At 56.1% G+C, this 12,195-nt stretch carries 12 protein-coding genes; 3 read left to right on the top strand and 9 right to left on the bottom strand.

Translation table 11 applies throughout. The features are described 5' to 3' along the window. Nucleotides 1-45 precede the first annotated feature (45 nt). The 6 genes from osmV to IM313_RS01430 all read right to left on the bottom strand — a co-directional run bounded on the left by osmV (nt 46) and on the right by IM313_RS01430 (nt 5,272). Nucleotides 46-1,194, bottom strand: coding sequence for an osmoprotectant ABC transporter ATP-binding protein OsmV (gene osmV / locus IM313_RS01405; RefSeq protein WP_192971004.1), 1,149 nt, complete (start codon nt 1,192-1,194; stop codon nt 46-48). After that, the gene (gene osmW / locus IM313_RS01410; protein ID WP_028012983.1) at nt 1,194-1,841 is read right to left on the bottom strand and encodes an osmoprotectant ABC transporter permease OsmW; all 648 of its coding nucleotides are present in this window, start codon (nt 1,839-1,841) and stop codon (nt 1,194-1,196) included. Before osmW ends, osmV begins: the two co-directional genes overlap by 1 nt. 8 nt (nt 1,842-1,849) lie before the next feature. Beyond that, entirely contained in the window at nt 1,850-2,749 is a 900-nt protein-coding gene (osmX, locus tag IM313_RS01415; RefSeq protein WP_028012984.1) for an osmoprotectant ABC transporter substrate-binding protein OsmX, read from the bottom strand. A gap of 18 nt (nt 2,750-2,767) precedes the next feature. Further along, on the bottom strand, nt 2,768-3,478 hold the full coding sequence (gene osmY, locus IM313_RS01420) for an osmoprotectant ABC transporter permease OsmY (protein WP_048999445.1): 711 nt from the start codon (nt 3,476-3,478) through the stop codon (nt 2,768-2,770). 277 nt (nt 3,479-3,755) lie between these two features. Beyond that, the gene (locus IM313_RS01425) at nt 3,756-4,493 is read right to left on the bottom strand and encodes a YoaK family protein (protein ID WP_041912015.1); all 738 of its coding nucleotides are present in this window, start codon (nt 4,491-4,493) and stop codon (nt 3,756-3,758) included. Between the two features lie 155 nt (nt 4,494-4,648). Next, nucleotides 4,649-5,272 (bottom strand): glutathione S-transferase family protein, encoded by a 624-nt coding sequence (locus IM313_RS01430; RefSeq protein ID WP_028012987.1) that lies wholly within the window; start codon nt 5,270-5,272, stop codon nt 4,649-4,651. Between the two features lie 251 nt (nt 5,273-5,523). Between IM313_RS01430 and catA the strand changes: the two genes are divergently transcribed. Then, nucleotides 5,524-6,189: a type A chloramphenicol O-acetyltransferase gene (catA, locus tag IM313_RS01435; RefSeq protein ID WP_028012988.1), complete on the top strand. Its 666-nt coding sequence runs from the start codon at nt 5,524-5,526 to the stop codon at nt 6,187-6,189. 63 nt (nt 6,190-6,252) lie between these two features. On the opposite strand, the gene IM313_RS01440 is transcribed toward catA, so the two are convergent. Together IM313_RS01440 and IM313_RS01445 are read right to left on the bottom strand one after the other, a co-directional pair. Then, the gene (locus tag IM313_RS01440) at nt 6,253-6,543 is read right to left on the bottom strand and encodes a YebG family protein (RefSeq protein WP_063153922.1); all 291 of its coding nucleotides are present in this window, start codon (nt 6,541-6,543) and stop codon (nt 6,253-6,255) included. A 69-nt stretch (nt 6,544-6,612) separates the two neighbouring features. Then, nucleotides 6,613-6,966, bottom strand: a complete 354-nt coding sequence (locus IM313_RS01445) for a helix-turn-helix domain-containing protein (protein WP_028012990.1) — start codon at nt 6,964-6,966, stop codon at nt 6,613-6,615. A 333-nt stretch (nt 6,967-7,299) separates the two neighbouring features. On the opposite strand from IM313_RS01445, the gene IM313_RS01450 reads away from it, so the two are divergent. Further along, the gene (locus IM313_RS01450; protein ID WP_045261449.1) at nt 7,300-8,475 is read left to right on the top strand and encodes an efflux RND transporter periplasmic adaptor subunit; all 1,176 of its coding nucleotides are present in this window, start codon (nt 7,300-7,302) and stop codon (nt 8,473-8,475) included. 24 nt (nt 8,476-8,499) lie between these two features. Next, nucleotides 8,500-11,652 carry a multidrug efflux RND transporter permease subunit OqxB gene (gene oqxB / locus IM313_RS01455; protein WP_045261448.1) on the top strand — a complete coding sequence of 1,051 codons (3,153 nt, stop codon included), beginning with the start codon at nt 8,500-8,502 and terminating at the stop codon, nt 11,650-11,652. A 59-nt stretch (nt 11,653-11,711) separates the two neighbouring features. On the opposite strand, the gene IM313_RS01460 is transcribed toward oqxB, so the two are convergent. After that, on the bottom strand, nt 11,712-12,191 hold the full coding sequence (locus tag IM313_RS01460; protein ID WP_028012993.1) for an Rrf2 family transcriptional regulator: 480 nt from the start codon (nt 12,189-12,191) through the stop codon (nt 11,712-11,714). Nucleotides 12,192-12,195: the final 4 nt, after the last annotated feature.

A 12,195-nucleotide genomic window follows, 5' to 3' on the forward strand; every position in this document is an offset into this window, starting at 1 on the left:
AAAGGTATGCGTGCGAAAAAGCCGGGCGATGCCCGGCCGGAAAAATTAACTCTCGCTATGAATATTCAGCGCCCGGCGCGTACGCCCTGAACTCAGATACTCGGCAATATAATCCTGCGAAATCTCGCCGTTGTAGCGCCCGTCCTCATCCACGATCGGCATCCAGCTGGTGTTGCTCTCATACAGGCGTGACAGCACCACGCGCAGGTTGTCTTCGGCTTTGCCAGTCATGCGGAACGGATGCAGGATGTCGGCGCAGGTCCCGCTGGCGTTACGCGCTTCGCGACGCTTCACAAAGCCCAGCGGCTTGCCGTGCTCGTCAACCACGGTAATCGCGCGAATATCGTTATCATCCATGGTGGCAAACGCGTCAGTAAGCGGGGTAGAGCCTCGCACCGTAATAGTAGGCTGCTGGTCGGTGACATCTCCCGCCGAGACCAGCAGCAGGCGCTTCAGCGTGCGGTCCTGACCAACAAACGAGCCGACAAACTCGTTCGCCGGTTTCGCCAGCAGTTCATCCGGGCTGGCACACTGGACGATTTTTCCCTGACGGAATACCGCAATGCGGTCGCCGAGCTTCAGGGCTTCGTCGATATCGTGGCTCACCAGCATGACGGTTTTTTTCAGCTTGCGCTGCATCTCGAGGAACTGGTTCTGGATCACCTCGCGGTTGATCGGGTCCACCGCGCCGAAGGGTTCATCCATCAGCAGTACCGGAGGATCCGCCGCCAGGGCGCGAATAACGCCAATACGCTGCTGCTGGCCGCCGGACATCTCGCGCGGATAGCGGTGGAGGAACTTGTGCGGATCCATTGCCACCATATCCATCAGCTCTTCGGCGCGGGCTTTGCAGCGCGCTTTATCCCAGCCCAGCATGCGCGGCACGACGGTGATGTTCTCTTCAATGGTCATGTTCGGGAACAGGCCAATCTGCTGGATCACGTAGCCGATGTTGCGGCGCAGGGTGACGGTGTCCATCCCGCTGGTGTCCTCGCCGTTAATCAGGATGTTTCCGCTGCTTGGGGTGATAAGTCGGTTAATCATCTTCAGGGTGGTGGTCTTTCCGCAGCCGGACGGGCCGAGCAGGACGCACATTTCCCCTTCGGGCACGTTCAGGTTGACGTTATCGACGGCCTTAAAGGTCTGGCCGTGCTTCTGTGAAAATTGTTTGGTGAGGTTTTCCAGTTTTATCATTATCGAATCCCCTTTGGAGTCAGAACCACCTGCAGACGGTGCAGCAGCCAGTCGAGCACAATCGCTAAAAGACAGATCATCAGCGCGCCCGCAATCAACATACGAATATCGCTTCCGCCGATGCCGTTAAGCAGCAGCAGGCCAAGTCCGCCCGCGCCAATCACGGCGGCAATCGCCATCACGCCGATGTTCATCACCACGGCGGTGCGGATGCCGCCGAAAATCACCGGCAGCGCCATCGGAATTTCCACCCAGCGCAGACGCTGCCAGAACGTCATACCGATGCCGCGTCCGGCTTCGCGCAGGCCCGGCGGCAGGCTGTCGAGCGCCGTGTGGGTGTTACGCACGATCGGCAGCAGCGAGTATAGAAACACCGCCGTGATTGCGGGCAGGGCGCCAATCCCCTGACCGATCAGCGAAAACAGCGGGATCATCAGGCCAAACAGGGCAATGGACGGGATGGTCAACACGATGGTGGCAATCCCCAGCACCGGCGTCGCCAGCCACTTGTGGCGCACAATCAAAATACCCAGCGGGACGCCGATGATAATCGCTAAGCCCACGGCCAGCGCCACCAGCCACAGATGCTGCAGCGTGAGGGTTAACAGATAGTCCCAGTTGTCCAGAATGTAGTGAACGGTATCCATAGCGCCTCCTACAGCAGCTGCTTGCTACGCAGGAAATCGCGGGCGACCTGCTGCGGTGACTGATGGTCAATATCCACCTTCTTGTTCAGCTCGGTGATAACGTCGTTGTTGAGCTGGGCCGAGAGGGTATTGAGCGCCTCTTCCAGACCGGGATTGGCCTCCAGGGTGTCCTTGCGCACCACCGGGGTGACCGCGTAGCTCGGGAAGAAGCCTTTATCATCTTCCAGCACTTTGAGATCAAAGCCCTTCACGCGCCCGTCGGTGGTATAAACCAGCCCGGCGTCGACGAAGCCGTCGCGCACGGCGTTATAGACCAGACCCGGGTCCATCTGGCGGATTTGCGGACGGTCCAGATCCATCTTATAGGCCTCCTGCAGTGGCTTCATGCCGTCGCTGCGCCCGGCAAATTCAAGGTCTAAGCCCAGCAGCCAGTTTTTGTCCGGGTTGGTTTTGCGAACCTGTTCAATTTTCGCCACCATCTCCGACATGGTGTTGATATGCTCCGCCTCGGCGCGCTTGCGCTGCATGGCGAAAGCGTAGGTGTTGTTCATATCGGCGGGTTTGAGCCACACCAGACCGTGCTTCGCATCCAGGCGCTTCACCGTCTCCCAGGACTCCTGCGGCGACATGCGCTTGTTGATGTGGTTGAAGATGATCAGCGACGTGCCGGTGTACTCCCAGGTCATATCAATCTGCTTGTTGATCATCGCGTTGCGTGAGATCACCGTGGCGATATTGGTTTTTGGCTGAACCTGAAAACCTTTCTTTTGCAGGTACTGTACGGTCATCGCCGAGAGAATGTGCTGCTCGGTAAAGCTCTTGGTCGCCAGAATCAGCGGGGCTGCCATCGCCTGGCCGGTGAACAGCGACGCGGCACACAGCGCCGCAAGGCTGGATATCAGTCTCATAAAAGCTCCTTGTTATTGTTATCGAGCGAGATGGGGACTCATCACGCGACCCAGCGCCGCCAGCAGGGTGTCGAGGATCAGGGCGAACAGGGCGGTGGCCGCCGCGCCGAGGATCAGGGTCGGGAAATCGTTCAGGTAAATGCCCGGGAAAATCAGCTCGCCGTAGCTGCTGGCACCAATCAGGAACGCCAGCGGCGCGGTACCGACGTTAATGGCGGTGGCGATGCGGATCCCCGAGAGCATAACCGGCCAGGCGTTGGGCAGCTCAACCTGGCACAGGCGCTGCCATTTGGTCATCCCAATCCCGTTTGCCGCTTCCAGCAGCGACGACGGGACCGAGCACAGCCCGGCGTAGGTATTGCGCACAATCGGCAGCAGCGAGGCGAGGAACAGGGCGATGATGGCGGGCGTATCGCCGATACCAATCACCACCATCGCCAGCGCCAGCACGGCCAGCGGCGGCAGGGTGTTGCCGACATTAAAGATTTGCATCACGTATTCGGCGACGCCCCGCGCGGCCGGACGGCTCAGCAGAATACCGGCCGGAATGCCCACCAGCAGGGCAAAAAACATCGACGAGAAAACCAGAATCATGTGCTGTTGCCCGAGGTAGACCAGGTCAACCTGGCGCGCCTTGATTGTCTCAAGCCCGACTCCCCAGACGAGGAGGGCGAGGACCACGAGAATGGCGCCGACAAACAGCAGCGAGCGTTTGAGTAATGGGTGCATTGCGGTGTGTCTCCCTGTGCGCATGCGTTATAGCAACCACCGGTTGCCTGTTGTTATGCCATGTTTCGGCAGGGGTAATTGACCTATAGCAAGCGTTTGGGAAGGGTTCCAGCGAAGGGGGGAAATCAGTAACCCTATGAAATTAGTGACAACCTTAATTAAAGCCTTATGGCGTAAGGGCTGGTTGCGTGCCGGGCAGAATAGTCCTAAAGCGAATTTTAGATAGTGACAGTGTCACATATCAAAGGGCGCCCTTACGCCGAGAGTCGTTCGTTATTTAGATAGAGGCACGAACCCGGCGAACGCGGACCGAGATGCTAATGATAGAAAAAATGGCAACAATCGCGAGCAGCAGCCCAAGCGCCAGCATGGCGTTAAACCCAATCCATCTGAACAACAGCAGCCCAGCAATCCCTCCGCTCATAAACGAGAAAATGGTGGTTAAGTGAGTTTTCAGCTGACTTTTTTGTGCCGCGGTATCCTTCGAGTAATCCCTGCGAAGCATCGCCACCAGCACGGAGGCCAGTGATATGCCTGCATCCGTTAGCGTGCCGGTAATGTGCGTCGATCTCACCCGCCCTCCGGAGAGCTGCGTGGAGGTTGAATTATGAATGCCCATCAGGCCGCACAGAAAAATAATAATCTCGCGGTTGCTCGTGAGGGCGTGGAAATACATCTCGTAGAGAGAGATGCCGGTCAATAGTACCCCCTCGACGAAAAGGATTTGGCAAAAAACCAGCCTGATATTGTGGATAATGCCCCAGAGTACAATAAGACGAGCAAGGATGGCGCCGGTGACAAAAGAGAGAATAATCGAGCCAAAGAAAATCATATCGCTCAGATCGGTGGAGGAGACTTCGCTGGATAATTGTGAGGTATTGCCGGTCATGTGAGAGGGGAAAAAGCCAAATGCCCCAAGGGCGATGGCGTTAAGCAAACCTGCCGAGGTCGCCAGCCAGAGGGCAAGCCGACGATCCTCCTTATGCGTTCGTTCTTTCTTGAGTCTAATCAGCAAGAATACCTCCGGGTTGAGCTTTGCCTGAATAGTCAGGCTAGCAAAGCGGTGCAACGGGCTGTCCAGGATATGGCTTAATTATTATTCCCTCTGACGCCAATCAGGGTTTAGTAATTAAATAAAATATCCTTGCTCAAGGTGGGGGCGTAAATAATTTATATCATGCCGTTATTGCCGTGACGCAAAAACGCCGGGCGCTGGTTGAGGCGCTCATACCAGGCCTCAATCGCCGGCACGTCGGGCTTGTCAAACGGCGTCATCTTCCACCGATTCACCGACAGCCCAAGCACCACGTCGGCAAGGGTAAACGTCTCGCCTGCCGCAAAGGCCCCGGTGCGCTGCAGCTGGTTTTCCAGAATGGTGATGCAATGGTTCCACTCTTTTATTCCCGCCGCAATGCGCGCAGGGTCGTTAAAGTCCGGGTTTTTTCGTCCCAGCGCCGGGAAGACATAGCGCCAGGCGTTATTGAATTCAGTTGCCTGCCAGTCCATCCAGCGCTCAACGTTGGCGCAGGCCTGCGGCTCTGCAGGCAGCAGATCGTGACGTCCGGCCTTGCGCACCAGATAGCGGCAGATGGCGTTGGACTCCCACAGCACGAAATCGTCATCCATCAGCACCGGCACCATGGCGTTGGGGTTCAGCGCGCGGAAGTCATCCGTTTCTGTTGAGGCAAAACCGCTGCCGTAGTCTTCCTGCAGGTAAGGGATGCCCGCTTCTTCACAGGTCCAGAGCACTTTACGAACGTTGATGGAGGTGGTTTTACCGAGGATGTTAATCATGACGCCGCTTCTCTTCAGGGGGATTAATCATTTAAAAACAATACACCCTTTGCGCGAAGAGGGAGGGATAATATTGAGTGAGGAGTGCTCTGTACGGGCAGGTCAGCGCGTTTTAAGCGGAAACGTTACGTCTTCAGGGTGCGTAATGGCGGTTATTCCGCGCCGTTTTCTCCAGAGGCGTCTGCTTGCTTAATGCATGGAAAAAATTTAGGCTAACATCAGAGATATGCTTGCTCATTAAAGGTTTAGAAATGGAAAAAATAACCCCTGAATATACGTCCGTTGACTTATCTCGTTGGGCAAGGAAGGAACATTTTGAGATTTTTCAGGGGTTCGCTCAGTCGACGTTTAACCAGACGGTTTTAATCGATATTACTGCGCTGTTAAAACATATCAAAGCGGTCGGCTGGAAATTTTACCCGACTATTATTTTTCTCATTTCTAAGATCGTCAACAGTCATCCTGAGTTCCGTATGGCTATGAAAGACAATGAGCTTATTATATGGAACGAAATTCATCCAAACTATACCATTTTCCATAATGAAACAGAGACCTTTTCATCATTATGGAGCCATTACGATGGCAATATTCAGCACTTCCAGAACACCTATACTGAAGACATTGCGCGCTACGGTAATAATTTTTCTTATTGGCCTAAAGAAGAATCCCGGGAAAATATTTTTTTCATATCGGGTATTCCCTGGGTGAGTTTTACCAGCTTTAACGTCAACGTTGCGCACATGAAGAACTTTTTTGCCCCTATGTTTACGCTTGGAAAATACTATGAACAAGATGGCAAAGTATTATTGCCCCTTGCCGTTCAGGTTCATCATTCCGTGTGCGATGGTTTCCATGTGGCAAGATTGTACAATGAATTACAAGAGATGATTGATGCCTTGCCGCAATCCGGCGCGTGACGTTAATAAAAAGCCGCAAGCAGCATGCTGCTTGCGGCGTCAGGCTCGTTGACGATGTGGCAATCAGGCAGCTTTTACCGCTCTGATTTTTTTACTGTCAGCCGCAGGGGCATCGAGAGCAGGGAGCTTGCTGGTGCGCAGAATATGCTGCACGGTATCTTTCTGCTCGGCGAGATACAGACCAAGATTTTCAGCCTGCGTTTCATCCATCTGCATTCCGCTTTGCAACAGCCAGTCGGTGAACGCGTCTGCCATATCGAGCAGCTTGTCGTGAGCGTCAGCCTCTTTCTTACTGGCAAATGTCATTTTCTCTTCACCTTTTCTTACGACAACATATTTTATTTCAACAGCCATCACGCACCTCTCATACTGTATTTATATACAGTATAACAGCTTCGGGATGATGTTGCAGTAAAAAGTGAGCTACTGGTGCATCGGCTGCGTTTCACGGCCGCCGATACTGCGTCGCCATGCGCCAGGTGCCTGACCGAATTGGCGCTTAAAGCTGCGGTTGAACGACTGCTGAGAGTCAAACCCGAGCGCGATTGCCACGTTCAGGATGGGCTCATCGCTGTGGGCTAAGCGCTCAACCGATTTTTGCAGCTTTTGCGCGCGAATATAGCCGGCGAGGGGATAGCCCGTGTGCTCTTTAAACAGGCGCTGGAGGTGCCATTTCGAGTAGCCGGAGCGCCTGGAGACGGTCTCAATGTCCAGGCGACTGTCGAGGTTGTTATCAATCCAGTCGAGTAAATCATGCATAAATGCGCCAGTGTTCATCAGGTTTCCCCCACGCAGCGATAGAAAGGTATCTTTATCTGTTGCATTTTAAGGTGGCCTGGTTTCTCGATAATTGCAAGTTTTATTGTTGCATTTAAATCCTTGCCCGAAACGGGCCTTTTAACGCCGCCTCAAATAGCACATAAAGTGCAACAATTATTCTTGCACTTAGTTAGGCGCATTCCTACAATCGCCGCGATAGTGTATTCGAAACTGTTACAGTTTTGTGGCGATGAACGACACAAATGGCCTTAAGCCAGCCCGGACAAAGGAAGTGGCGCGGCACCTCCCGCTGCGTCTTGCCCGGCGGCTACAATTACCGGAATAAAAATAATGAGCCTGCAAAAAACCTGGGGAAACTATCATCTGAATGCGCTGGGAGCGATGATGCTCTCCGTGCTGCTCGTCGGATGTGATGACAGCGTCGCGCAAAACGCCGCGCCGCCCGCGCCCGCCGTTAATGCTGCAGACGTGGTTGTGAAATCCATTAGCCAGTGGGATAGCTTTAACGGCCGGATTGAAGCCGTGGAAAGCGTGCAGCTTCGTCCCCGTGTCTCTGGCTACATCGACAAAGTGAATTTCACCGACGGCCAGGAGGTGAAAAAGGGTGAGGTGCTGTTCACGATTGATGACCGAACCTATCGCGCCGCGCTGGAGCAGGCGCAGGCGACGCTGGAGAGAGCCAAAACGCAGGCCGGCCTGGCGCGAAGCGAGGCTAACCGTACCGATAAACTCATTAATACCAACCTGGTATCCCGTGAAGAGTGGGAGCAGCGCCGTTCGGCCGCCATTCAGGCGCAGGCCGATATTCGCGCAGCCCAGGCTGCGGTAGACGCCGCGCAGCTGAATCTCGACTTCACTAAAGTGACGGCTCCTATTGATGGTCGCGCCAGCCGGGCGTTAATCACCAGCGGCAATCTGGTCTCCGCGGGCGACAGCGCCAGCGTGCTCACCACCCTGGTCTCGCAGAAGACGGTTTACGTCTACTTTGACGTGGATGAGTCAACCTATCTTCACTATCAAAATCTCGCCCGCAACGGGCAGGGGGCGTCCAGCCACCATACGGCGCTACCGGTTGAGATCGGCCTTGCCGGCGAGGAGGGTTACCCCCATCAGGGTAAAGTGGATTTCCTTGATAATCAGCTCACGCCGAGTACCGGTACGATCCGCATGCGCGCGCTGCTGGATAACGCGCAGCGTCAGTTCACGCCGGGACTCTTTGCCCGCGTGCGCCTGCCGGGCAGCGCGGAATTCCAGGCCATGCTTATTGACGACAAAGCGGTACTGACTGACCAGGATCGCAAGTATGTCTATATCGTGGATAAAGAGGGTAAAGCGCAGCGTCGCGATATTACGCCGGGGCGTCTGGCCGACGGCTTACGCATCGTGCAGCAGGGGCTGAAACCTGGCGATAAGGTCATCGTTGACGGTCTACAGAAAGTGTTCATGCCGGGTATGCCGGTGAACGCGAAAACCGTCGCCATGACCGCCAGCACCGCCCTCAACTGATCACTTGACCTGAGAATCCTTCCCATGGACTTTTCCCGCTTTTTCATCGACAGGCCGATTTTCGCTGCCGTACTGTCGATTCTGATTTTTATCACAGGATTAATCGCCATCCCGCTTCTGCCGGTGAGTGAATATCCTGACGTCGTACCGCCAAGCGTGCAGGTGCGCGCGGAGTATCCGGGCGCCAACCCGAAAGTGATTGCCGAGACCGTGGCGACGCCGCTGGAAGAGGCGATCAACGGCGTCGAGAACATGATGTACATGAAATCCGTTGCCGGCTCGGACGGCGTGCTGGTTACTACCGTCACGTTCCGTCCGGGTACCGATCCGGATCAGGCGCAGGTGCAGGTGCAAAACCGCGTAGCACAGGCTGAGGCGCGTCTGCCGGAAGACGTGCGGCGCCTGGGCATCACGACGCAGAAGCAGTCGCCAACGCTGACGCTGGTGGTTCATCTGTTCTCGCCCAACGGCAAGTACGATTCACTGTACATGCGCAACTACGCCACGCTGAAGGTGAAGGACGAGCTGGCGCGTCTGCCCGGCGTCGGCCAGATTCAGATTTTCGGCTCCGGTGAATACGCGATGCGCATCTGGCTGGATCCGAACAAGGTCGCGGCCCGCGGGCTGACCGCCTCGGACGTGGTCACGGCAATGCAGGAGCAGAACGTGCAGGTCTCCGCGGGCCAGCTTGGCGCCGAGCCGCTGCCGAAAGAGAGCGATTTCCTGATCTCCATTAACGCCCAGGGTCGTCTGCATACCGAAGAAGAGTTTGGCAACATTGTCCTGAAAACGTCGGAGGACGGTTCGGTCGTCCGCCTGCGCGACGTGGCGCGTATCGAAATGGGTTCCGGCAGCTATGCGCTGCGTTCCCAGCTTAACAATAAAGACGCGGTCGGGATTGGTATCTTCCAGTCACCGGGGGCGAACGCCATCGATTTGTCTAACGCGGTGCGCGCCAAAATGGACGAGCTGTCTACCCGTTTCCCGGAAGATATGAAGTGGGCGGCACCTTACGATCCGACGGTTTTCGTGCGCGACTCCATCCGTGCGGTGGTGCAAACCCTGCTGGAAGCGGTGGTGCTGGTTGTACTGGTGGTGATCCTGTTCCTGCAAACCTGGCGCGCGTCGATCATTCCGCTGATCGCGGTGCCGGTGTCGGTGGTGGGGACGTTCAGCATTCTCTATCTGCTGGGCTTTTCGCTTAACACCCTGAGTTTATTCGGGCTGGTGCTGGCGATTGGTATCGTGGTGGACGATGCCATCGTGGTGGTGGAAAACGTCGAGCGAAACATTGAAGAGGGGCTTGCGCCGCTTGCGGCGGCGCATCAGGCGATGCGTGAAGTTTCCGGGCCCATTATCGCGATTGCGCTGGTGCTGTGCGCGGTGTTCGTGCCGATGGCGTTCCTCTCCGGCGTAACCGGTCAGTTCTACAAGCAGTTTGCGGTGACGATAGCGATTTCCACGGTGATCTCCGCCATCAACTCGCTAACGCTCTCTCCGGCGCTGGCCGCGCTGCTGTTAAAACCGCACGGCGCGCCGAAAGACTTCCCGACCCGGCTTATCGATCGCCTGTTCGGCTGGATTTTCCGTCCGTTTAACCGCTTTTTCCATCGTAGCTCTAACGGTTATCAGGGGCTGGTGGGCAAAACGCTTGGTCGACGCGGCGCGGTGTTTGTGGTGTATCTGCTGCTGCTGTGTGCCGCGGGCGTCATGTTTAAAGCGGTACCCGGCGGGTTTATTCCGACACAGGATAAGCTCTACCTGATTGGCGGCGTGAAGATGCCGGAAGGCTCGTCGCTGGCGCGCACCGACGCGGTGATCCGCAAAATGAGCGAAATCGGCATGAATACCGAAGGCGTGGACTACGCGGTGGCTTTCCCGGGGCTGAACGCGCTGCAGTTTACCAACACGCCGAATACCGGGACGGTGTTTTTTGGCCTGAAGCCGTTTGACCAGCGCAAGCACTCTGCGGCGGAAATTAACGCGGAGATCAACGCGAAAATCGCGCAAATCCAGCAGGGCTTTGGTTTCTCCATTCTGCCGCCGCCGATTCTGGGGCTGGGTCAGGGGTCTGGCTACTCGCTGTATATTCAGGATCGCGCGGGTCTGGGCTATGGCGCGCTGCAAAACGCGGTGAACACCATGTCCGGTGCGATTATGCAGACGCCGGGAATGCACTTCCCGATCTCAACCTATCAGGCTAACGTTCCGCAGCTGGACGTGCAGGTTGACCGCGATAAGGCGAAAGCGCAGGGCGTGTCGCTGACCGATCTGTTCGGTACGCTGCAAACCTATCTGGGCTCGTCGTACGTGAACGACTTCAACCAGTTCGGGCGCACCTGGCGCGTGATGGCGCAGGCAGACGGGCAATTCCGCGACAGCGTGGAAGATATTGCGAATTTACGCACCCGGAATAGCCAGGGCGAAATGGTGCCGATTGGCAGTATGGTGAAAATCACGACCACCTACGGACCGGATCCGGTTATCCGCTACAATGGCTACCCGGCGGCGGATCTGATTGGCGATGCCGACCCGCGCGTGCTCTCGTCCGCGCAGGCGATGACGCAGCTGGACGCGATGTCTAAGCAGATCCTGCCGAACGGAATGAACATTGAATGGACGGATCTAAGCTTCCAGCAGGCCACGCAGGGCAATACGGCGCTGATCGTCTTCCCGGTCGCGGTACTGCTGGCGTTCCTGGTGCTGGCGGCGCTGTATGAAAGCTGGACGCTGCCGCTGGCGGTGATCCTCATCGTTCCGATGACCATGCTTTCCGCGCTGTTTGGCGTCTGGCTGACCGGGGGCGATAACAACGTCTTCGTGCAGGTGGGGCTGGTGGTGCTGATGGGGCTGGCCTGTAAAAACGCGATTCTTATCGTGGAGTTTGCCCGCGAGCTGGAAATTCAGGGTAAAGGCATCATGGAAGCAGCGCTGGAAGCGTGCCGCCTGCGTTTACGTCCGATTGTGATGACATCCATCGCCTTTATCGCCGGGACCATTCCGCTGATCCTCGGCCATGGCGCGGGCGCAGAAGTGCGCGGCGTCACCGGGATTACGGTTTTCTCCGGGATGCTGGGCGTGACGCTGTTTGGTCTGTTCCTGACGCCGGTCTTTTACGTGACGCTGCGTAAGTTCGTGACGCGCGGCAAAGAGGAAAGAGAGGTTCTGCCTGCGTAGGGATATCGCAGATAACAAAAAACCGCACTCACTATGAGGGCGGTTTTTTTTTGCGTAAATTACTGGGCTTTTTTGTACTGGGCAATCAGTTCAGGTAAAGGATCGCACCCGCTGGTATCGGCTTTTTTGACCTCGTCCAGCGCGCTTGCCACGGTGTGGCGCGCTAATACCGCGAGCGAGGCCTGCTCTGCTTCTTCGGAAATAGATTTGAAGTACCAGCAGGCGTTCGCGCTGACCACGCAGCGGGCCGGCACGTCCGGGCGCGACGCCCAGAGTTTTTTATCTTCGGTAACTGAAAGGTAGATATCGCGCAGGGTAATCTCTTCCGGCGGACGTCCAAGATGAATTGAGCCGTTGCGGCCAAGCGTTGAGACGATAATGCCGTCACGCGTGAGTGGAACCATCAATTTGCGGATAAAGCTCGGGTTGGCTTCCAGGCCGTAGGCCAGAATCGCACTCGTCGAACGTTCACCTAGTTGCTCCGCCATCGCTACGCTGAGAACCATCTGCAAAGCTGTCGGGAAGCGGTAATCTAACATTTCT

The sequence above is a fragment of the Enterobacter cloacae complex sp. P2B genome, from assembly GCF_014895985.1.
Classification (GTDB): Bacteria; Pseudomonadota; Gammaproteobacteria; order Enterobacterales; family Enterobacteriaceae; genus Enterobacter; species Enterobacter bugandensis.